This window comes from Streptomyces sp. NBC_00582, assembly GCF_036345155.1.
In the GTDB taxonomy this organism is placed as follows: domain Bacteria; phylum Actinomycetota; class Actinomycetes; order Streptomycetales; family Streptomycetaceae; genus Streptomyces.
In genome coordinates, this window is the sequence record NZ_CP107772.1 from 9,539,055 (window position 1) to 9,560,244 (window position 21,190).

Genomic DNA, 21,190 nt, shown 5'->3' on the forward strand with positions numbered 1-21,190 from the left:
CGGCTCAGCTCCCGGCCGCCAGGCCCAGGGCGATGTCGATGATCATGTCCTCCTGCCCGCCGACCATGCCGCGCCGGCCCGCCTCGATCAGGACGGACCGTGTGCCGAGGCCGTACCGGGCCACGGCGGCCTCGGCGTGCCGCAGGAAGCTGGAGTGGACGCCCGCGTAGCCGAGGCTCGGCGTCTACGCCCCCGCCGTCCGGACGGCGGCACTCGGGCTGTCACGGGTGCTGCGGGGAGCGGCCCGACGGCGCGACCCCGCTACTGGTCGGGCGCCGCCGTGCCGGCCCCGGTGTCCGGCTCGGGGTTGAACACCGGGTGGTAGCTCTCCGGCGGCGCGAGACCAGCGGCGGCCGGCACCCCGCCCGTGTCGATGACGATCTGATCCACGGCGATCCCCGGATCGACCATGAAGATCCGCAGGACATGCTCACCGGGCTCCGCGACCGTCACCGTGGCGGTCAGCTTCTCGACGCCCTCCTCGACATTGCGCGCCCAGGCGTCCCCGCGGTTGCCGGTGGCGATGTTCTGCCCCGTCAGCACGGTCACCGGCTGGTCGTCGAGGCCCACGGCCAGCCGCCGCGCGCCGCGCTCGTCGAGCGAGGGGAGCCGGAAGACGGTGACCGGGAAGTCGCCGGTGCTCGTGAAACGCACCCGGTAGCGCAGCTCGGGAGCCCGGACGGGGTACTCCCCGGTGACAGGCGCCGCTGTCGACGGCACCGCCTCCACCGCCCCCGTACGACGTCCGAGACCGCGTACGGTCCGCCAGCGGGCCCCGCCCCGCGCCACCCGGCGCTCGGTGTGCACCGCGTCGATCGAGACCCAGCCGTCGGCCTCCACGAACCCACGCGCCCTGCGCCGGGCCCTCCCCCCGTCGTTGACCACCCGCAACGGCACCTCGAACCGCCGATCGGCACCCGTGACGACCACCGTGGCGTCGAGGGCGCCCTCGGGGGCCTGTGACCAGTCGACCTCGACCCACACCCGGGTCTGCTCGGTGAGGGAGCCGCCGGTCGCACTCAGCCTCACCCAGGGGCGGTCGGCCTCGGCCGTCCACGTGAGCGGCAGGAAACCGGTGTTGAAGACGTCCACGAAACGGCGCCCGCGGGTGACGGAGGAGAGGGAGAGCGGACGGTCCGCGCCGGTCTCGTTCCCCTCGGCGGCCACGCCGAGGCCGGAGGTCTCCTGCCGGGGCACCCGGGTGACGGCCGGACGCCCCGGCGCCTTGGGGATCTGCGAGGGGTAGGGGTTGATGTAACCGTCCCACTTCCCGCCCGCCACCTGCGCGTTGTACCGCGCGGTGAGCGCGGCCTCCGCGGTGTGCGCGGCCTCGGCGAGATCCGCGAAGCGGTTGGCCCCGGCCCCCCGGCCCTGCCGCACCGCGAGCGCGTTGCGGTCCGCCCAGTAGTACTTCAGCTGCATCAGGTAGGCGCCGTGCACCGGATATTCGACCAACTCGTAGTAGGCGTCCCGGTACGTGTCCGGCAGTTCGGCGCCGACCGCCCGTACCCGCTCCAGCAGCCGTTCGCAGGCGGCCATCCGACGTCCCGCCTCGTCCCCGTGGTGGACCACGGAGAAGACGTTCCGGTCGATGAACTCCGGTCTGCGCTCGGCCGCCAGCCGGTAGTACTCGCCGCGGATCGCGGCGATCTCCGGCGCGTGCCGCCGCCCGAACTGCCGCCCGTACCACTCCACCAGGAAGCCCTCGACGTCGTCGGCGCCCCACCGGTCCACGTCCCAGGCCAGGTCCATGCAGAACGACAGACCGGTCTCGATCGACTTCACGTCACCGACGTTGAAGATCCACATCCGGTCCACGCCGTGCTCGTACACCCGCCGCAACTCCTGCCACACCTTGGCGAGTGGGGTGGTGTCCAGCCAGAGATAGCTGCGCGGGCGGCCCCAGTAGGAGAGGTGGTAGTAGATCCCGTTCCCGCCCGCCCGGGCGCGCTCCGCGTCGTTCGGCAACTGGCGCATGTTGCCGTGGTTGTCGTCCGGCCAGATCAGCGTCACGTCGTCGGGGACCTCGACCCCCGCGTTGTACAGGTCCAGGACCTCCTTGTACGGGATGAAGATCTGCGGCTCGGCCGCCGCGCCGACCTCCTCCGCGAGGATTCGGCGCTGGTCGGCGAGGATGTCGTTCATCACCGCGACCTTCTCCGGGATCGTCGTGGCGTTCTTCGTCTCCAGCGCGGTGTCGTGCAGCCCGCGCATCCCGATCGTCCAACTGCTCTCGTACGCCGCGTTCTCCCGGGCCCGCGCCCTCCAGTAGGCGGAGATGACAGCCGGGTTGACGGTGTAGTCGTAGACCGGCAGGCTCCCGTCCGCGCCCCGGTGCTCCTCCGCCCAGGGCGCCCACTCGTGGACCCCGTTGCGCAGCAGCGCCTCGGGGTGGCTGGAACCCACGACGACGCCGAAGCGGTCGGCGAGTTCGGGGTTCTCGCGGTACTCGTTGAAGAAGTCCGAGTACGGATGCATCGCCGGCCACAGGTAGTTGGCCTTCAGGCGCAGCAGCAGCTCGAAGACGCGCTTGTACGTCTGCGGGCCGATGTTCTTGTCCGGTTCCTGGGTGCGGTGCGACCACGTGGTCAGATTCTGCTCGTCGTTGATGAAGACACCCCGGTAGCGGACCGCCGGCTCCGGCCGCACGAACGGGCCCGCGGGCACGGCCACCGAGTCCCGCCGCTCGACCGGTACGTCCGCCCACCAGTACCAGGGCGTGACACCGATGCGCTCCGAGGTGTCGTACACGCCGTAGACGGTGCCGCGCCGGTCGCTGCCCGCGATCACCAGGGCGCGTTCCACGCCGGGTGCCGGCCGGTCGACGACCTGGGTGACCGAGGCCTCCCAGCGGCCCTTCACCCGGGAGACGTCCAGCCGCCCCTGCGCCACGAGCCGGTCGATGAGCGGGCTGGAGCCGAGCGTGCCGATCAGGACGAGGGCGGTGGCCCGGTCCGGGAGGGTGTCCCGCAGTTCCGGGCGGACACCGGTCACCCGCTCCACGTCCGCCTGGAGATCGCCGGCGACGCGGAGCACAGCGGGATCGTCGGCCGTGTCGACATGGAGGGCGACGGCGATCCCGTCCCGGACGAGGGCGAAGTCCGGGCGGTGAGACGAGGCGGTCGCCCGGGACGCCGCCGACACGACGGGGAGCAAGGGGGCGACCCCGGTGGCCGCGAGGCCCCGCAGGAACGACTTGCGGGTCGGGGTCCAAGGGGTCGACGGGGCCGACGGGGCCGTCGTCTGCGTGGGGTCCTTCGGGTCCTTCGGGTCGTTCCGGGCGGAGTGCGGCACGAGACGCGTTCCCTTCCGTGCGGTGCGGCGGACGGCGGGGTGCGGGCATGAATGGCGGGGTACTGGCATGAGCATGCCAGAAAGCGCTTGCTATCCGGCACCCTAGGCCAGCCCCGCGAAACCCGTCCAGAAGCGTGCGCGGATCAGTCGCCGCGCAGCCGGTCGCGCTGGAGCCTTCGGGCCAGGGTGCGGCGCACCGAAGCCGAGGCGGTGGGGGGCTCGCCCTTGCCCGGGAGGTCGAGTCCACGGCTGATCGTGTCGTACGCGGCCCGGAACTCGGCGGGCAGCTCGGTCGCGCCCCCTCGCAGATCGGCCTCGACGAGACGCCTCAGTGTGTCGACGTTCTGCGGGGTGAAGCGCTTCCTGCCCCGGGCGAGGGCGTCGAGATGCCGCGTGCAGTGGGCGGCGCCGTCGAGGAGTGCGGAGATCTCGTCGGCCAGGCCCCACAGGCGTCCTTCGAGCCACGGGACGTCGGGCTGGTCGAGGGTGAACTCCAGCGGGGCCGGCGGTCCGTCTTTGTGCTTCGTCATCTGCTTGGACACGGCCGGCTGGCTCATCCCGGCGAGCCGGGCGATGGTGTCCTGCGTCCAGCCGAGGCCGGCGAACACCTGGATCATCTCGGCGCGCAGCTCACGCATCTCCTCGCCCGCGCGGATGACCTCGTTGATCTCGGCCAGCATCCGCTCGGCCTGCTCCTCGGTCAGCGCCACGGGGGCGTGCCCCCTGCTCTCCTCACCTGCCACAACCCGGTTATACACCCTGCTCGCTTGCGCCCTTCTCCGTCATAACCAGGTTGTACAACCAGGTTATGGCTGCCAGGATCCGGGACATGCCCACCTTCTGCGCCCCCGACGGCACCCGGCTCGCCTACCGCGAGACCGGGACCGGAACCCCTCTCGTCTGCGTCCCCGGCGGCCCCGCCGACTCCGCCTACCTCGGGGATCTCGGCGGTCTGTCCGCTCGTCACCGGCTGATCGTCCTCGATCTGCGCGGCACCGGGCGGTCCGCCGTCCCCGAGGACCCCTCCTCCTGTCGATGCGACCGTCTCGTCGACGACGTCGAGGCGCTGCGCGCGCATCTGGGCCTTCCCCGGATCGACCTCCTCGGCCACTCCGCCGGCGCGAACGTCGTGACCCAGTACGCCGCCCGCCACCCCGAACGGGTCGCGAGACTCGCGCTCGTCGCCCCCGGGACCCGCGCCGTCGGCATCGAGATCACCGCAGAGATGCGGCGTGAGCCGGCGCGGCTCAGGAAGGACGCGCCGTGGTTCCCCGCGGCGTACGCCGCCCTGGAGGCGATCACCGAGGGCGGGGACGGTGACTGGGAGGCGATCACCCCCTTTTTCTACGGGCGGTGGGACGAGGCAGCGCGGCAGCACCATGCGCGGTCCCGCCCGGCCGACAGGGAGGCGGTCGCCCGTTTCGGGGCCGAGGGTGCCTTCACCCCCGAGGCCACCCGTGCCGCGCTCGCCGCCCTCCCGGCTCCCGTCCTGCTGCTCGCCGGGGAGTACGACCTCAACAGCCCGCCCTCCGCGGTCGCGCGGTGCGCGGAGCTGTTCCCGGACGCCTGCCTCGTCGTCCAGCCGGGAGCGGGGCACTACCCCTGGCTGGACGACTCCACGCGGTTCGTCGGAACCGTCTCGACGTTCCTCGGCCCGGACCCGGCGGCGGGGCTCACCGGCACAGCGCGAACAGATCGTCCTCGAACGTCGGGAACTCGGCCTTCGCCTCCTCGATGACGACCCGGGCGGGCCGGCGCGGGGTGGTGGCGTGCCGTGCGGCCAGTGCGGCGAGTTCCGGCCGGGGGCGGACGTCGCGGTCGGGGTGGATCGCGGCCTCCATCGGCCCGTAGCCGTCGGCGAGGACCCACAGGAAGTCCGACAGGTTCCCCGCCACCACCCCGACCTCGCCCTCCGAACCGAGGAAGACCACCGGCTGCTCGGTCAGCGGCAGCCCCGGGCGCACCAGCCACAGGGCGGCGAGTCCGCCCGTACCGTCCTGTCCGAAGACCCGGTAGGCCTCGCCGTCGAGTGCGTCGTTGCCGGTCCAGTCGCGGATCCAGTCCGTGGTCTCCTCGGCGGGGTCGAAGGCGTCGTACGGCTCGAAGTCGAAGCCCTCGCCGTCGTCGTAGGGGAAGTCCGCCGTGGCCACCTCGGCCAGGGCGGGCGGGAAGCGGCGGTCGCCAATGATCGTCTCGGTCATGGGGGCAGGCTAGGGGGTGTTTCGAAAGTCCCGCACAGCACCCGCGGCGCCCGGCACGTACTCGCGCCGCACCGGCCGAAACCCCAAGTACGTCCAGTACGAGGGCTTTCGTCCGGCACGCCGAGAGCACGCACCGGACACCGCGGGCACTGCACAGGACTTTCGAAACACCCCCTAGACCCGGCCACCGACAACGAGCGGCAAGGTTGTTATGACCGCTGTCATGATGGATGCTGCCTACCGGAACCCGCCGCCGACGCACCGGGAGGAACGCAGTGGGGGACACCGTCGCACGGGCCCTGTGGGAGCGGTTCGAACCGATCCACGGTCTGGTCTACTTCACCCCCGAGGTACGCCGGGCCGCCGACGACCTCGGCCTGCGCGGCTACTGGATGGGCTACTTCGCCCTGCGCGCGGCCCCCCTAGGCCCCGCGCCCGCCTCGGTGGTCACGAGCTGCTTCTACGTCTTCCACCCCGACCGCGTCTCCCGCGCCCTGCCGGACGCGTGGGGGTACGCCGACCCGGCAGCCGTGCTCGCGGCCCGCGCGCGGGCCGTCGGCGCCGCCATGAGCAGCCTCTACGGCCCGGAGGTCCTCGCCTCCGACGACCTGGCCGAGGCGGCCGACCTGGCCTGGGCGGCGGCCGAGGCCGCGGACACGGCGGGGCGGGTGCTCGGCGCCGCCAACCAGGCCCTCGCCCGCCCGGCCGAGCCGCACCTCAGGCTCTGGCAGGCGCTGACCACCCTGCGCGAACACCGAGGGGACGGCCATGTCGCCGTCCTCGTCGCCCACGGGGTGGGCCCGGTCGAGGCGATGGTGCTGAAGTGCGCGGCGGGGGAGTCGCGGGAGGAGTTCCAGCGGCAGACCCGCAAGTGGGACCTCGAACCGTGGCAGGCGGCGCGGGGGCGGCTGTGGGAACGCGGCTGGCTCGACGAGGACGGGCACCTCACCAAGGAGGGGGCGGTCGCCCACACGGAGATGGAGGCCGCCACGGATGCAGCGGCCACCCAGCCCTGGACCGCCCTCGGCGCCGACCCCACCACCCGCCTCACCCACCTGCTCGAACCCCTGGCCCGGACGGTCCTGGACTCGGGGATCATCCCGCCCGCCAATCCGGTCGGGCTCACCGCGGGCTCGTGGGCAGCCGTGCCTCGACCGTGACGCGCCTTTACCGGGTGCCCGCCCGCCGCGGCCCGGCCGGATCCCGTGGTCAGGGGCGCCGGCCCGTCACTCGGGGGGCGACAGCAGCGGTGTCCGCTGAGTAGGCTCCCGGACATGCGGATCTCCGTCTCCTCGGACATGGACGAAGCCGTGGCCCGCGCCCTCGTCTCGGAGCTGCGCGGCCGCGGGCACGATGTCGTGACCCACGGGGCGCTGCGGCCCGGCGACGACCCGCAGTGGGCCGTGTGCTCGGAGGCGGCGGCGCGGGACGTGGCCGACGGGATCTCGGAGCAGGCCGTGGTGTGCTGCTGGACCGGCACGGGCGCGTCGATCGCCGCCAACAAGGTCCCCGGCGTCCGGGCCGCCCTGTGCGCCGACGCCTACACGGCCGACGGCGCCCGCCGCTGGAACGACGCGAACGTCCTCGCCCTGAGCCTGCGGGTGACCTCCGAGCCGTTGCTCAAGGAGATCCTCGACGCCTGGTTCGGCGCCGAGGCCGGCCGCGACGCCGAGGACCGCCGCAACGTGGAGCACCTCACCACCCTCGACACGGCCCGCACCGCTGCCCGGCCGCGTCCCCGCCCTTAAGGACGCATCCGCTCGGCCGTATGGGCCGGTCGGTCCCGACGGGTACCCGGCCGACCGGAGAGAGTGGGGAGGTACGGACCGGCACGCACCTGCGCGCGACCCCCCATCCGGAAGGGACCCCGTGATGCCCGTCGAACCGCAGCAGTCCTCCGCCCGGCTCACCGACGACGAGCTCAGGACACTGCACGCGCACTGGCGCGCCGCGAACTACCTGTCCGTGGGGCAGATCTACCTCATGGCCAACCCGCTGCTCAGCGAGCCGCTGCGCCCCGAGCACGTCAAGCCGCGGCTGCTCGGCCACTGGGGCACCTCACCCGGACTCAACCTCGTGTACACCCATCTCAACCGGGTGATCCGCAACCGCGACCTGAACGCCCTGTGCGTCTGGGGACCCGGGCACGGCGGTCCGGCGGTGGTCGCCAACTCCTGGCTGGAGGGCTCGTACACCGAGACCTACCCCGACGTCACCCAGGACGCGGCCGGCATGGCCCGGCTGTTCCGGCAGTTCTCCTTCCCCGGCGGCATCCCAAGCCACGTCGCCCCCGAGACACCCGGCTCGATCCACGAGGGCGGCGAACTCGGCTACTGCCTCTCCCACGCCTACGGCGCCGCGCTCGACAACCCCGGCCTGCTGGTCGCCTGTGTGATCGGCGACGGGGAGGCGGAGACCGGACCGCTGGCCGCCTCCTGGCACTCCAACAAGTTCCTCGACCCCGTCCACGACGGCGCGGTCCTGCCGATCCTGCACCTCAACGGCTACAAGATCGCCAACCCGACGGTGCTGGCCCGTATCCCCGAGCCGGAACTCGACGAACTGCTGCGCGGCTACGGCCACGACCCCATCCACGTCACCGGCGACGAGCCGTACGCCGTCCACCGCGCGATGGCGCAGGCCATGGACACCGCCCTGGACCGCATCGCCGCCCTGCAGCGCGCCGCCCGCGTCGAGGGCGCCGGGGAACGGCCGCGCTGGCCCGTGATCGTGCTGCGCACCCCCAAGGGCTGGACCGGACCCGCCCATGTCGACCGGCTGCCGGTGGAGGGCACCTGGCGCGCCCACCAGGTGCCGCTGTCCGCCGTCCGCGACAACCCCGCCCATCTGCGCCAGTTGGAGGCCTGGCTGCGCTCCTACCGGCCCGAGGAACTCTTCGACGCCCACGGCGCCCCCCGCCTCGACGTCCTCGCCTGGATCCCCGAGGGCACCCGCCGGCTCGGCGCCACCCCGCACGCCAACGGCGGACTCCTCCTGCGCGAACTCCCCCTGCCCGCGCTCGACTCCTACGCCGTCCCGGTCGACAAGCCCGGGACGACCCTGCACGAACCCACCCGCGTCCTCGGCCAGTTGCTGGAGGACGTCATGCGATCCACCGCCAGGCGCCGTGACTTCCGGCTGGTCGGGCCCGACGAGACCGCCTCCAACCGGCTTCAGGCCGTCTACGGCGCGAGCGGCAAGGCCTGGCAGGCGCAGACCCTCCAGGTCGACGAACACCTCGACCGGCACGGCCGGGTGATGGAGATCCTCTCCGAACACACCTGCCAGGGCTGGCTGGAGGGATATCTGCTGACCGGCCGTCACGGGCTGTTCTCCTGCTACGAGGCGTTCGTGCACATCGTCGACTCGATGGTCAACCAGCACATCAAATGGCTGCGGGTGACCCGGCGGCTGCCCTGGCGCGCCTCCATCGCCTCCCTCAACTACCTGCTCACCTCCCACGTCTGGCGACAGGACCACAACGGCTTCTCCCACCAGGACCCCGGTTTCGTCGACCACATCCTCAACAAGAGCCCCGAGGCCGTACGGGTCTATCTGCCGCCGGACGCCAACACCCTGCTGTCGGTCGCGGACCACGCCCTGCGCAGCCGCGACTACGTCAACGTCATCGTGGCCGGGAAACAGCCCTGCTTCGACTGGCTGTCCATGGACGCCGCCCGTGCCCACTGCGCACGCGGCGCCGGGATCTGGGACTGGGCCGGCAGCGAGAACGGCAGCCGCGAACCCGATGTCGTCCTCGCCTGCGCGGGGGACGTCCCCACCCAGGAAGTGCTCGCCGCCGCCCAGTTGCTCCGCCGCAACCTGCCCGAACTCGCCGTCCGTGTCGTCAACGTCGTCGACATCGCCCGCCTCATGCCCGGTGACGAACACCCGCACGGGATGAGCGACTTCGAGTACGACGGCCTGTTCACGGCCGACAAGCCGGTGATCTTCGCCTACCACGGCTACCCGTGGCTCATCCACCGCCTGGCCTACAGCCGGGCCGGACACGGCAACCTGCATGTGCGCGGCTACCGGGAGATCGGCACCACCACCACGCCGTTCGACATGGTCGTCCGCAACGACCTCGACCGCTACCGCCTGGTCATGGACGTCATCGACCGGGTGCCCGGACTCGCCGTGCGGGCGGCGGCCGTACGCCAGCGGATGGCGGACGCGCGGCTGCGCCACCATGACTGGATCCGGGCCCACGGCACCGACCTTCCCGAGGTCGCGGACTGGTCCTGGGACGGCTGAGACTGCAGGTCACGGGCGGCCGGGCAGGGCGCACACACGGGGGCGGACGGCGCAGGGCGAGGGGCAGGAGGACGGCACGCGTGCGCCCTGGTACGGCGCCTCGCCGGGTGCTTACAGTGGTCGGCCGGCCCCGCGCGCGGATCCGGCGGGGCGACATCCCCGTGGTCCCGGCCGGGCGCTCGCCCGGCCCCGGCACGACTCCCGCACACCGGCGCGGCTCCCAGGCGACGGGTGCGAGGACCACCCGCGCGACAGGCACCATCCGTGACACCGCTCGCACCGCGCGCCCGAGGGCACCCGCGCACCAGGAGCGCGCGCCGACACCACTGGAGGCCGCTGTGTCCCGACCGAGCATCGCCCTGATCGCCGATCCCACCTCGCCCGAAGGCTGCCGTGACTACCTGGCCGACGCGGTGGAACTGCTCACCGGCGCACCGCCCGTCCGCATCGACTCCCGGCACTTCGCGACCGGCGGCCGCGGCCGGGGCGTCCCCGAGGGGGGCCGGTTACGGCTCCAGGTCCCCGAGGAGCGGCTGGACTTCGTCCCCGACGTCGTCCTGCTCTACGAGATCCCCCCGCATCGCCGGCGCGACCTCGCCGCCTTTCAGGAGCTGCTGGAGACCCACGACGTGGTGACCCTGGGCACCGGGGCCGAGGCCTGGCGGACGGCGACGGAGAAGAACCTCACCGTCGCCCGCTTCCACCGCGACGGCGTCGCCCAGATGGAGACCGTCGTCCTGTCCACTCCCTCGGTCTGGGAGGCGGCCGACGTGTTCGACCGGCTCGGCGGCGACACCTGGGCCCGGCCCGTCGTCGGCACCGGCGGCGACGACACCTTCCATGTCACCACCCCCGAGCTGCTGGAGTACGCCACCGCCTACTACGCCGAGCACGGCACCGACTGGATGCTCTCCCGCGACGCCGGCAACGTCACCGCCGACGGGCTGCGCCACCAGTTCCGGGTCTTCGTCCTCGGCGGGCAGGTCGTGCACGCCCGCGAGCACCTCCAGCCGGAACCCGACACCCCCTGCAACACCTGCCGGGGCGCCACCCCCGTCCACATCGACCCGCCGGACCTGCCGCCGCGTCTGACCGAGCTCGCGGTCGCCGCGACGGCCTCGGTCGGGTTGCCGTTCGCCGGCGTCGACCTGGCGATCGAGAACGGCGGGGTCGTCTTCGAGGTCAACGTCCAGCCCGCCTTCGTCGACGGGCGGATCGAGGTGGAGAAGGTGGCCGTGCCGTACGTCCAGGCCCATCTGGACGCCTTCGAACTGGCTCGCGGCGGCCCCTCGCGGGGGCTCACAGCCTCAGCGTGAACCAGGTGGTCTTGCCCTCGTCCGTCGGCCGCACCCCCCAGCCGGCGGCGAGGGCCCTGACCAGGATCAGCCCCCGGCCCGACTCCTCCTCCTCGGTGGCCAGCCGCGGCTGGGGCAACTGGGGGCTGCGGTCGCTGACCTCGACGGTGAGATCGGTCGCCGTACGGTGCAGATGCAGTCCGATCGGGCCGTCGGCGTGCAGGACGGCGTTGGTGAGCGTCTCCGACAGCAGCAGGAGCGCGTCGTCGGCGCGGGCCGCGCAGTTCCACGAGGTCAGGGTCCGGCGCAGGAAGGCCCGCCCCTGCGGCACGGACGCCGGGTCTGCCGGCAGATCGGTGCCGACCGCCGCCAGTGGCGCCTCCGGCAGCCGGGCGAACAGCAGGGTCACATCGTCGTTGTGGCTGTCGGCGTCCGGCAGCAGACCCGCCAGCACCTGGTCGGCGGCGGCCTCCAGCGACGGCGTGCCGGAGAACAACTTGTCCAGCAGAACGGTGAGTTCACCGATCCGCAGCTCGATGTCGCTGCCGGGCGTCTCCACCAGTCCGTCCGTGTAGAGCACCAGCGTGGCGCCCGGCGGTATCTCCGTGCTGGACTGCTCGTACAGCACGTCGCCCACCCCGAGCGGCGCGTTCACCGGGCAGGGCAGCGCGGTGATGCCGTCGCCCACCCCCGCGACCAGCACCGGCAGATGACCGGCCGAGCAGACGGTGACCGTGCCCGCGTCCGGGGCGATGACGAGATAGCAGCAGGTGACGAGCTGGTCGGGGACGTCGAGGTCGGCGACACAGGTGTCCAGCGCCCGCATGAGCTGACGCGGCTGCATCCCGGTCTTCGCCAGCGCGTGCGCGGCCGAGCGCAGCTGACCCATCACGGCCGCCGCCTCGAGTCCCCGCCCCATCACGTCACCGATCAGCACCCCCACCCGGTCGGCACCGAGCGGGATCAGGTCGAACCAGTCGCCGCCCACACCGGCGCCCTGGGTGGCCGGCCGGTAGCGGCTCGCCGTGTCCAGCCCCGGCAGGGCAGGCGGGGTGCCCATGAGACTGCGCTGCAGGGTCAGCGCGATGTGCCGCTGCTGCTCCAGCAGGGCGGTGAGCTCGGCCTCGGCCCGCTTGCGGTCGCTGATGTCCCGCACGATCGCGCAGGCCCCGACCACCGTGCCGTGCGTGTCCCGCGTCGGCCACAGCGTGACGTCGACGTCCAGCAGCGATCCCTCGCTGGTCAGCCGCAGGGTCTCGAAGTGCTCGACCTTCTCGCCGTGCCGCAGCCGCTTCAGCAGGGAGCGGACCTCGCCCCGCAGCTCCGGCGGTGCCAGCAGCGAGACATGACGCCCTATCACCTCCTCGGCCGTATAGCCGTACAGCCGTTGCGCGGCCGCGTTCCAGTAGGTGATGTACCCGTCGAGGGTCTTGGCGAGGATCGCGTCCTGCGAGGACTCCACCAGCGCGGCGAGCTCGTTGATCCGGGCCTCCGCCGCCTTGCGGTCGCTGACGTCCCGTACGGCCGCCGACACCAGCAGCCCGTCGGCCGTCTCCAGCGGACTGAGGCTGATCTCCACCGGGAACTCCGTGCCGTCCTTGCGCAGCCCGTGCAGCTCCAGCCCGGCGCCCATCGGCCGCACCTGACGGTTGGCCGTGTAGGCGCCCCGGTGCCCGGTGTGCTGCTCGCGGAAGCGGTCCGGGATGAGCAATTCCACCGGGTGCCCGAGGAGTTCCTCGCGGCCGTAGCCGAACAGCGCCTCGGTCTGGGCGTTGACCAGCCGGATGGCGCCCCGGTCGTCGACGATGACCATGGCGTCCGGCGCGGCCTCCAGCAGACCCCGGAACCGCTCCTCGGCCCCGCTCGGCGCACCGTCCGCTATGGGCGCGCCACAGCCGCACCGTTTCTGCTGTGCCCTGCCCGGGCGCAGCACGGGACCTGCCTGCATCACGTCGGCCATCTTCCACCTCACCCTGCGCGACGGTTCAGGCCACTACAGCGCCTTTCGGCCGCCTCCGCTCCGCGAAGTCGCTTACTGTCCGTTCACTGTCCGAACGTGAACGCCGGGTCACAGGATGGCCGCCTGATGGCGAACGCAGTTCTGCGCACCGCGCGGCTCCCGGCCGTACGCTCGTCCCCGTGTCCTTCGCCCGCCGCCCCGCCCCGGACCCCGCCGCCGTCACCGGGCTCACCGGGACGCCGGTGCGGCGGGTGCGCCCCCGGTCCGGGACGCTCTGGGAGGCCGAGCTCGACGACGGGCGCACGGTGATGGTCAAACGGAGCGACGAGCGGGACGCCGTACGGGCCGAGGCGGCCGGGCTGCGCTGGCTGGCCGCGGCCGACACCGTGCGGGTGCCGGGGGTCCTCGGGCACGACGAGCGCTGGCTGGTGACCGAGCGCGTGGCGACCGGGGTGCCGAGCGCGCGGGCCGCCGTACGGTTCGGCCGTGACCTCGCCGCCCTGCACGCCTCGGGTGCCCCCGCGTTCGGCGCGCCACCACCGGGCGGCCCCGAGGACGCGTACATCGGGCTCGCCCCCCTGCGCAACCGGGCCGGCGGTGACTGGCCGCACTGGTACGCCGAGGACCGGGTGCTGCCTTATCTGCGCGCCGCGGTCGACGCCGGCACGCTGCGCTCGGCCGAGGCCGCCGAGGTCGAACGCCTCTGTGCGCGGCTGCCCGCGCGGGCCGGGCCCGCCGAGCCGCCCGCCCGGCTCCACGGCGACCTGTGGAACGGCAATGTGCTGTGGGGCGCCGACGGCGAGGTCCGTCTCATCGACCCGGCCGCGCACGGCGGGCACCGCGAGACCGATCTGGCGATGCTCGCCCTGTTCGGCTGCCCTCACCTGAGGGAGGTCGTCGACGGCTACCAGCAGGTCGCGCCGCTCGCCGAGGGGTGGGCCGCACGGGTCGGCGTGCACCAGCTCTTCCCGCTGCTGGTGCACGCCGTGCTGTTCGGTCGACCGTACGCAGAGCAGGCGCTCGCGGTGGCCCGGACAGCCCCGTGACCTTCCGGTGACTCAGTGGGCGCCCAGTCCGCCCCCGCCGAACGAGCCGCTGCTGCCCTTGCTCCAGCGGGGCCGGTTCTTGTCGGTGCTCGACCGGGTCTGGAGGTTGGTCAGCTCATAGGGGGTGAGGGGGCGTTCGCCCTTGCCGGTCTGGGGCACCTCCTGGGACTCACGGTTCTCGCGGATCTCGTGCACGGCGCCGTCCGGCGGAAGGTGCGGCTGTTCCTCGGGACGCGGCCTCGGCGACTCGCGCGCCTTCACGCGTGCCCCGAACCAGAAGCTCCCGGCCAACAGTGCCACGACGACGACCGCCACCAGGAACAGCACCAGGCTCATCAGGCCGCTCGCGGCGGCCAACTGCTCGCTTGCGGTACTCATATCGCCTCAATACCCCATGAACAGGGCGTAAACCCGCACCGCCTTACCCATTACCCGGTGTCAGCAAACCGGTGCACAGGGTGCCGGCGTGCGCGCACGCCTGGTTTGGCGCGCCCCGTCCCGGCTACCCGCGAGCCGTGACTTCGACGACCACGACGACCACAGCCGCCTCGCCCCAGGAACTCGTCCGCTTCCTGGAGGACCGCTTCGCCTGCGCCCAGGCCTCCGCCGACTGCGCGCGGGCCTGTACGCACCGCGCGAGCCTCATGGACCCCGAGGGGACGGAACGGCAGCGGATCCTGCGCCGCAAGGCCATCATGTGCGCGGAGGTGTGCGACGCGACCTGCCGGGTGCTCGCCGAGGACCCCCGCGTGGACGAGGCCGGTCTGCGCCTGCAGCTCGAATGGTGCCGGACCGTCTGCCTGGAGACCGCGCACGCCTTCGAGAAACAGCCGAGACGGCCCGGCGCCGCGGAGACCGCCGAGGCCTGCCGCGCCTGCGCCCGGGCCTGCACCGACTTCATGGTCACCCTGAACTGAGCGCCTCTACGCCCCCGTCGCCCGCGCCTCCTGCACGATCCGGCGCATGACCGGCACGGGCAGCCCCGGATGGCGGGCCGCGGCCTCCGCCGTCTCCAGGTCCCGGAGCAGCCCCACCAGAATCCGGGCGGGCAGTGCCGGGTGCCGGGCCGCCGTCGCGCGGACCGTGTCGCAGGGGTCGCTGAGCAGCCGTACCGCCGAGGCGGCCGACAGCCGGGCGTCGGCGGCCGCCCGCGCCCGCACCTCCCCGCTCGCGTCCCGCCCGAACCGTTCCATCAGTTCGGGCGTCGCTCCGGGGTCGTCCAGCGCCAGCCGCCGCATCCGGGGGCTGGGGTCGTCGGCGTACCGCAGGAGATCGCGGCGCGGGAAGTGGGGGTGGCCGTGCGGCCGGTCAGGATGGCTGAAGCTGCCGGTCCACCACCGCCACACCGACAGCAGCAGGTCGGCGGGCGCGTCCTCGCAGGACTCGGCGAGGAACAGGTGGACGACCCGGTCCCCGTCCCCGGCCAGCCGCTCGACGACGTCCGCCGGCAGACGCCGGGCCCGGGCGACGCTGCGGCGGACGACGGGGTGGGCCGAGGCCGCGAGCCGGCGCATGGCGTCGGGGTCGTCGTGCAGCGCCGCGACCCAGGCGAGGTCGTGGGACATCATGGCCGGATCGAACGGGAAGTCGATACGGGCGCGGTCCTCCTCGCTGAGCCCGGGGTGCACCGACGCCTGGAACCGGACGTCGCCCTCGCGGTCCTTCCCGAGCAGGAGGACCAGGTCGCGGTCCAGGTGAGGATTGCGGGCGAGGTCGCGCCGCCGGGCCGGGTCCTCGGCGTGGACCAGTCGCTCGGCGAGATCACGCGTCAGCCGGCAGCCCGCCGCCGCCCGGGCCCGCACGCGCTCCTGCGCAGCCTCGAACACGGACCGGGGCATCGGGTCGTCCTCGTGGTGGCGCAGCAGGGCGGCGGTACGGACACCTCCGTCGGTGTCCGTCAGCAGGGCCTCGCGCGCCCGCTCGTCCAGATACGGCCAGGCGCGCCCGCAGATCGCGGCCCGCACGGAGGCGTGCGAGTCCGCCGCGAGGGCCTTCAGCGCGGGAACCGGCACCTCGGGCACCTGGGCGAGCTCCTCGCGGACGGCGGCGGAGGGATCGGCGGCGAGCCGCTCGCACACCGCGGGCGGAATCCCCTTGTGCCGGGTCTCCCAGATCAACGCCGCCCGGTAACGGGCCTCGGGCTCGCCGAGGATCAGCCGGCCCCGTTGTTCCGGCGTGAGGTTCGGCTGGTACTCACCGAACCGCCCGCGCACCCCCCGGTCCGGGTGCGCCAGCGCGGACTCGACCACCGCGACCGGCTGCGGCAGGTACGGCAGATGGTCCGACCGGGTCAGCAGATCGATCCGTACGTCGTGGGGGGCGGCGGGATTGCCGCCGAGGCCGTTGGCCCACAGCAGGCGCAGCTTTTTCGACGCGCCGGCGAACAGCGACTCCCAGGCATCCTCCCGCTCACGCGGGGTCTCCTCGGCTGCCCTTCGTGCCTCCTCCTCGATGCGGGCCGCGATCCCGTCCACCACCGTGATCCGGACGCCGTCCGCGGACGCGGTCACCCCGAGGACCGCGTCCCCGCCGACCGCCATGGCGACGAACTCCGCCTGCCCGTCCGGCGCGGGGCGCAGCCCTCCCGCGAGATCCCACCCGGGCGTCAGCCGCACGCGCGCCCAGTGCCGGGGCACGCGGCCGGCGCGGTCGCCCTCGATCTCGACGAGGAACAGGCCGTCGCCGTCGAAGAAACCGCTCTCCCGCGCGAGGCGGTGCCACTGCGCGTCGATCTCCGCGAGCCGGTCCGCGGGCAGGGTGACGCGCGGCGCGGTCCCGCCGGAAGCGACCCGGCGCCAGGCCGCGCGAGGAGGCAGCGGCCCGTCGGCGTACCAGGGGTCCGCGATCGCGAGTCCCGCCCGCTCCAGCCGTGCCTTCAGTCCGTCAACCGTCATGGGACGACATCCTCCCCGCCCGCGCCCTCTTCCCGCTCCGCCATTCCCAATTACTGGAACACGTTCTACCGTGTGCGCCGTCAGGACACCGGCCTGGGGAAGCCTGGAGGCGCCGTGCACCTCGACCACACGCCCGAGCAGCAGCGACTGCGCACCGAACTGCGCGCCTACTTCGCCGAGTTGGTGCCGGACAACGCCTACGCCCGGCACGCCGACCCGGTCGGCGCGAAACGCTTCTACCGCAAGACCATCCGCCGCCTCGGCGCGGACGGCTGGCTCGGCGTCGGCTGGCCCAAGGAGTACGGCGGACGCGGCCTGACCCCGATCGAGCAGTTCGTCTTCTTCGACGAGGCCGCCCAGGCCGGCGTACCGCTGCCCCTGATGGCCCTCAACACCGTCGGCCCGACGATCATGCGGTACGGCACCGACGAGCAGAAGGCGTACTTCCTGCCGAAGATCCTCTCCGGCGAGATCGACTTCGCCATCGGCTACAGCGAGCCCGACGCCGGCACCGACCTCGCCGCCCTCAGGACGCGAGCGGTCCGGGAAGGGGACGAGTACGTCGTCAACGGCCAGAAGATCTGGACCACCAACGGCGACACCGCCGACTGGGTCTGGCTGGCGACCCGCACCGACCCCGATGCCCCGCCGCACAAGGGCATCACCATGCTCCTGGTGCCGACCACCGACCCCGGCTACTCCTGCACGGTCATCCGCACACTCGCCTCGCACGACACCACCGCCAGCTACTACGAGAACGTCCGCGTGCCCGTCTCCCACCGCGTCGGCGCCGAGAACCAGGGCTGGCGGCTCATCACCAACCAGCTCAACCACGAGCGGGTGACCCTCGCCGCACACGGCACCATGGCGATCCGCGCCCTGCACGACGTCCAGCGCTGGGCCACCGAGACCAAGCTCGCCGACGGCCGCCGCGTCGTCGACCTCCCCTGGGTCCGCCGCCTCCTCGCCCGGACCCATGTCCGGCTGGACGCCCTCAAGCTCCTCAACTGGCAGATGGTCGGCGCCCTGCAGAACGGCACCCTCACCCCGCAGGACGCCTCCGCCGTCAAGGTCTACGGCTCCGAGGCCCGCCGCGACGCCTACGCCTGGCTCCTGGAGATCGTCGCCGCCCCCGGCGCGCTCCAGGAGGGCTCGGCGGGAGCCGTGCTGCACGGCGAACTCGAACGCGGCTACCGCTCCGCCGTGATCTTCACCTTCGGCGGCGGCAACAACGAGATCCAGCGGGAGATCATCTCCTGGATCGGCCTGGGGATGCCGCGGGTGCGTCGCTAGCCTGCTGTGACGAGGCTCTCACGACCGCGAGTCGGACTGTCCTGCGCAACGACGAAGCTCCTGGTGGGCGGGTTCCCGACCAGGATCACCCGTGTCGGTCAGGAGCTTCGCGTGCTTGTCGGCCCGTCCTCGGTCGATCCTCACGGATCCATGGGGACGGTTGCTCCGGGCCTCGCCGGCTCTGCATCAAGCGATGGAAGCGCCGCCACGACACCACCCACGCCAAGATCCGCTGCCCTGGCGAGCGGGCTCCCGCGGCGAGGCCGCCTCCGCGGTCCGGGCCGGGACGGCGGCCCGCCGCTCGAGCCGGCCCGCGCTCCTCGGGGCCGCCGCGCGCAGCCGCGTCCCCGCTGCCCGTACGGCTGGCGCGGACACGGCCCTCCAGCTCCTCAGGGAGGCGCACGGTGAGGTGGGCACCGGCTCCAGGCCGTCGCTGCCTTCCTGGGCGCCTCCGGCAGGGTGGCCCCGACCGCGGCGTACGGCGCTGCCGAGGCCCGTCCGCCCTGTGCCGCGCAGCAGTTCGCAGCCCGCCTTGTCCGCGCTGCGGGCGGGGAGCTGTCGCCGGCGCTGTGCGTGCTGTACGCGGGCATTGCCGGAACCTGCGCTAGAAGGTCAGGTTCCAGGCGTCGATCTTGCCCGTGTCGGAGGCGGCGTTGTCGTTGACGCGCAGCTTCCAGGTGCCGTTCGCGACCTCCGAGGAGGCGTTCAGGGTGTAGGTCTGGGCGATGTTGTCGGCGCTGCCGCCGGTGTGGTTGTGCAGCGTGTAGACGGTGCCGTCCGGCGCCACCAGGTCGACCTTCAGGTCACCGATGTAGGTGTGCTTGATGTCCACACCCACCTTGAGGGTGGCCGGGGCGTTGCCGGTCACACCGGTGACGGCGATCGGGCTCTCCACGGTCGCGTTGTCGTTGACGGCGAAGTCCGTGAGGTTCTCGAAGTACGCGCCGGGCGGCGGGGTGGTGCCGACGGCCTTGAGGGCGTCGACCTGGCCTTCGCCGAAGAACGAGTTGTTGGCCGTCGTGCCCGTGCAGCGGCTGTCCGAGGGGCAGGCGATGTCGTTGGCCTGGGCGGCCAGCTTGGCGCTGATCTGCTCCGGGGTGATGCCCGGGTTGGCGCTGGCGATGAGTGCCGCCACGCCTACCACGTGCGGGGTGGCCATCGAGGTGCCGCTCTTGCTGCCGTAGCCGCCGCCGGGGACCGTGGAGTACACGCTGCTGCCCGGCGCCGCGACGTCGATGACGCCCTGCCCGTAGTTGGAGAACGAGGCCTTGGTGACGCCCGTGCCGTTGGCCGCGACCGTGACCACGCCCGGCAGCTCGGTCGGGATGTCGAGGCAGGCGTTGGTGATGGTGCGGGTGACCGGCGTCGAGTCGTTCGGGCTCGCGGAGTCGGTCGTCTTGTGGGCGAGGTCGTAGTTCTCGTTGCCCGCGGCGGCGATCTGGAGGGAACCCTTGCCCTCGGCGTACTCCTGGGCGCGCTTGACGCCCTCGATGATGGCGGCCTGGTCGATGTTGTCCGGGCAGTTGAACTGCCACGGGTCCGTGTAATAGCTGTTGTTGGTGACCTTGAAGCCGTGGTCACCGGCCCAGACGAAGCCGCAGATGGTGTTCTCGGCGAAGAAGAACGAGTTGCCCGGCTCGGCGACCCGGACCGCGGCGATCTTCACCCCGGGGGCCACGCCCACGACGCCCTTGCCGTTCTTGGCCGCGGCGATGGTGCCCGCCACGTGGGTGCCGTGCGTGTCGACGTCCCGCCATGCGCCGGCACGCGTGTCGGGCTTGCCGTAGGCGCAGGAGACCGAGTCGGCCGCGTCGAAGTTGGGCGCCAGGTCCTGGTGCTGGTCGTCCACACCGGTGTCCAGGATGCCGACCGTGACGGACGCGGAGCCCGGGTTCACGGCCCAGGCCTGGTCGGCCTTGATCTGGCTCATGTCGGCCCGGACCGGCTCTCCGGCCGGGGTCGAGGCCTGGGCCGGATTGGCCGGGAGCGGCGGGTTGTAGGCATCGGCCGGGACGTCCGAGGTGCGTGTGGCGCCGACCTGCTGCACGCCCGCGACGCCGCGCATGGTGGCGGCGAATCCGCTGGACGCCGAGTGGGCGACGATCACGCCGATGGCGTCGTAGTTCGAGAAGACGGTGCCGCCGTTGGCCGTGATCGCGGAGCGGACCGCCGCATTGTCACCGGGGGCGGTGATCACGAGGTAGGCACGTGTGCCGGCCACCCAGGCCGCACTCTGGGAAGCCGGCACGGCGGCCGGGGCGTGGGCCTTGGCGGCCGGTGCGGTGGAGGAGACGACGGGGAGCGTGCCCGCGAGGGCGCCCGGGGTGCCGAACGCGAGGGCGGCGCCGAGCGTGGCCGCCAGCACCAGCGTGCGTCTGGGGCGGCTGGATATGTGGGGTATCAATGCGTCCTCCGGAGACGGCCCGGCCGTGCTGATGGCAGCGGCCGGGCCGTACGAAACGAGTGGTGGATGCAAGATGTCAGGTGCATGCTCTACTGCGGAAGTACCTTTCCGCGCAGGGCCGTTGCAGAGGCATGACTGAAAAGAGACCTACTGGCGGGCATCGAGGTTCGTGATCCGCCGGGAGCTCGGGGACGCCCACCGCGCCGCAGCCTCAGGTTCGGTGTCCGGTGACTCGTGTATCCCGGGGTCCACCGCCCGGGGCGGTCTCGCGGAACGCCTCCAGGTCGGCCGTTGCAGGGCTGACCTCCACGACCGAAGGATGCCGCGCTCCGTACGGGGTCGACGCAGGCGAGGGACACCCGGTCCGTGAACGGCACCCAGCCGTGCCGCGCTTGGACGAGCATCAGTCCTGTGTTCCGCGCTGTGCTCTACGGGGCCTGCCGCGGTCCGGCCCCCTCGGGACCGTGCGGCCGAAGCGGTCGCCCACGCCTCGTGAGGGCTGGCCGGGGATGGGGCGCAGCCCCCGCCGGCTCGAGAAGCGCGGCT

15 protein-coding genes and 1 pseudogene are annotated in these 21,190 nt (G+C 72.8%); 8 read left to right on the top strand and 8 right to left on the bottom strand.

What is annotated here, in order from left to right; genetic code table 11:
* Nucleotides 1–4: 4 nt before the first annotated feature.
* The 3 genes and pseudogenes from OG852_RS43165 to OG852_RS43175 form a co-directional block, all read right to left on the bottom strand.
* Nucleotides 5–184: pseudogene (locus tag OG852_RS43165) on the bottom strand (4-hydroxy-2-oxovalerate aldolase); the annotation flags it as partial.
* A gap of 77 nt (nt 185–261) precedes the next feature.
* On the bottom strand, nt 262–3,189 hold the full coding sequence (locus tag OG852_RS43170; RefSeq protein ID WP_330351603.1) for a glycosyl hydrolase 115 family protein: 2,928 nt from the start codon (nt 3,187–3,189) through the stop codon (nt 262–264).
* Between the two features lie 248 nt (nt 3,190–3,437).
* On the bottom strand, nt 3,438–4,037 hold the full coding sequence (locus tag OG852_RS43175; RefSeq protein ID WP_133913216.1) for a sigma-70 family RNA polymerase sigma factor: 600 nt from the start codon (nt 4,035–4,037) through the stop codon (nt 3,438–3,440).
* Between the two features lie 86 nt (nt 4,038–4,123).
* Here OG852_RS43175 and OG852_RS43180 point away from each other — a divergent pair, with 86 nt between their 5' ends.
* Entirely contained in the window at nt 4,124–5,032 is a 909-nt protein-coding gene (locus tag OG852_RS43180) for an alpha/beta fold hydrolase (protein WP_330351604.1), read from the top strand.
* Here the strand turns inward: OG852_RS43180 and OG852_RS43185 are convergent.
* Nucleotides 4,968–5,495 (bottom strand): SMI1/KNR4 family protein, encoded by a 528-nt coding sequence (locus tag OG852_RS43185; RefSeq protein WP_133913217.1) that lies wholly within the window; start codon nt 5,493–5,495, stop codon nt 4,968–4,970. The two genes, OG852_RS43180 and OG852_RS43185, sit on opposite strands and share 65 nt — an antisense overlap.
* 275 nt (nt 5,496–5,770) lie before the next feature.
* On the opposite strand from OG852_RS43185, the gene OG852_RS43190 reads away from it, so the two are divergent.
* From OG852_RS43190 to OG852_RS43205, 4 genes are all read left to right on the top strand, one after another.
* The gene (locus OG852_RS43190; RefSeq protein WP_133913218.1) at nt 5,771–6,655 is read left to right on the top strand and encodes an SCO6745 family protein; all 885 of its coding nucleotides are present in this window, start codon (nt 5,771–5,773) and stop codon (nt 6,653–6,655) included.
* Between the two features lie 114 nt (nt 6,656–6,769).
* Complete coding sequence (locus tag OG852_RS43195; protein ID WP_133913219.1) at nt 6,770–7,243, top strand: RpiB/LacA/LacB family sugar-phosphate isomerase; 474 nt, start codon at nt 6,770–6,772, stop codon at nt 7,241–7,243.
* 124 nt (nt 7,244–7,367) lie between these two features.
* The gene (locus OG852_RS43200) at nt 7,368–9,752 is read left to right on the top strand and encodes a phosphoketolase family protein (protein ID WP_133913220.1); all 2,385 of its coding nucleotides are present in this window, start codon (nt 7,368–7,370) and stop codon (nt 9,750–9,752) included.
* Nucleotides 9,753–10,090: 338 nt separating this feature from the next.
* On the top strand, nt 10,091–11,068 hold the full coding sequence (locus OG852_RS43205) for an ATP-grasp domain-containing protein (protein ID WP_133913221.1): 978 nt from the start codon (nt 10,091–10,093) through the stop codon (nt 11,066–11,068).
* Here the strand turns inward: OG852_RS43205 and OG852_RS43210 are convergent.
* The gene (locus tag OG852_RS43210) at nt 11,052–13,007 is read right to left on the bottom strand and encodes a PAS domain S-box protein (protein ID WP_133913222.1); all 1,956 of its coding nucleotides are present in this window, start codon (nt 13,005–13,007) and stop codon (nt 11,052–11,054) included. The two genes, OG852_RS43205 and OG852_RS43210, sit on opposite strands and share 17 nt — an antisense overlap.
* 179 nt (nt 13,008–13,186) lie before the next feature.
* Here OG852_RS43210 and OG852_RS43215 point away from each other — a divergent pair, with 179 nt between their 5' ends.
* A complete protein-coding gene (locus OG852_RS43215; protein WP_133913223.1) occupies nt 13,187–14,053 on the top strand; it encodes a fructosamine kinase family protein in 867 nt (288 codons plus the stop codon).
* A gap of 12 nt (nt 14,054–14,065) precedes the next feature.
* Here the strand turns inward: OG852_RS43215 and OG852_RS43220 are convergent, their stop codons facing one another.
* Complete coding sequence (locus OG852_RS43220) at nt 14,066–14,431, bottom strand: DUF6479 family protein (RefSeq protein WP_133913224.1); 366 nt, start codon at nt 14,429–14,431, stop codon at nt 14,066–14,068.
* 137 nt (nt 14,432–14,568) lie between these two features.
* Here OG852_RS43220 and OG852_RS43225 point away from each other — a divergent pair, with 137 nt between their 5' ends.
* On the top strand, nt 14,569–14,970 hold the full coding sequence (locus tag OG852_RS43225; RefSeq protein WP_133913225.1) for a ferredoxin: 402 nt from the start codon (nt 14,569–14,571) through the stop codon (nt 14,968–14,970).
* 6 nt (nt 14,971–14,976) lie between these two features.
* On the opposite strand, the gene OG852_RS43230 is transcribed toward OG852_RS43225, so the two are convergent.
* Nucleotides 14,977–16,947, bottom strand: coding sequence for a PE-PGRS family protein (locus OG852_RS43230; RefSeq protein WP_330350733.1), 1,971 nt, complete (start codon nt 16,945–16,947; stop codon nt 14,977–14,979).
* 114 nt (nt 16,948–17,061) lie between these two features.
* Between OG852_RS43230 and OG852_RS43235 the strand changes: the two genes are divergently transcribed.
* Complete coding sequence (locus OG852_RS43235) at nt 17,062–18,240, top strand: acyl-CoA dehydrogenase family protein (protein ID WP_133913226.1); 1,179 nt, start codon at nt 17,062–17,064, stop codon at nt 18,238–18,240.
* A gap of 604 nt (nt 18,241–18,844) precedes the next feature.
* On the opposite strand, the gene OG852_RS43240 is transcribed toward OG852_RS43235, so the two are convergent.
* The gene (locus OG852_RS43240) at nt 18,845–20,605 is read right to left on the bottom strand and encodes a S8 family peptidase (protein WP_330351606.1); all 1,761 of its coding nucleotides are present in this window, start codon (nt 20,603–20,605) and stop codon (nt 18,845–18,847) included.
* Between the last annotated feature and the right edge of the window lie 585 nt (nt 20,606–21,190).

What these genes read in the sequence shown, in the direction of transcription:
- OG852_RS43180 (WP_330351604.1), top strand. Translation starts at nt 4,124, where the DNA reads ATGCCCACCTTCTGCGCCCCCGACGGCACCCGGCTCGCCTACCGCGAG.
- OG852_RS43185 (WP_133913217.1), bottom strand. Translation starts at nt 5,495, where the DNA reads ATGACCGAGACGATCATTGGCGACCGCCGCTTCCCGCCCGCCCTGGCC.
- OG852_RS43195 (WP_133913219.1), top strand. Translation starts at nt 6,770, where the DNA reads ATGCGGATCTCCGTCTCCTCGGACATGGACGAAGCCGTGGCCCGCGCC.
- OG852_RS43200 (WP_133913220.1), top strand. Translation starts at nt 7,368, where the DNA reads ATGCCCGTCGAACCGCAGCAGTCCTCCGCCCGGCTCACCGACGACGAG.
- OG852_RS43210 (WP_133913222.1), bottom strand. Translation starts at nt 13,007, where the DNA reads ATGGCCGACGTGATGCAGGCAGGTCCCGTGCTGCGCCCGGGCAGGGCA.
- OG852_RS43220 (WP_133913224.1), bottom strand. Translation starts at nt 14,431, where the DNA reads ATGAGTACCGCAAGCGAGCAGTTGGCCGCCGCGAGCGGCCTGATGAGC.
- OG852_RS43230 (WP_330350733.1), bottom strand. Translation starts at nt 16,947, where the DNA reads ATGACGGTTGACGGACTGAAGGCACGGCTGGAGCGGGCGGGACTCGCG.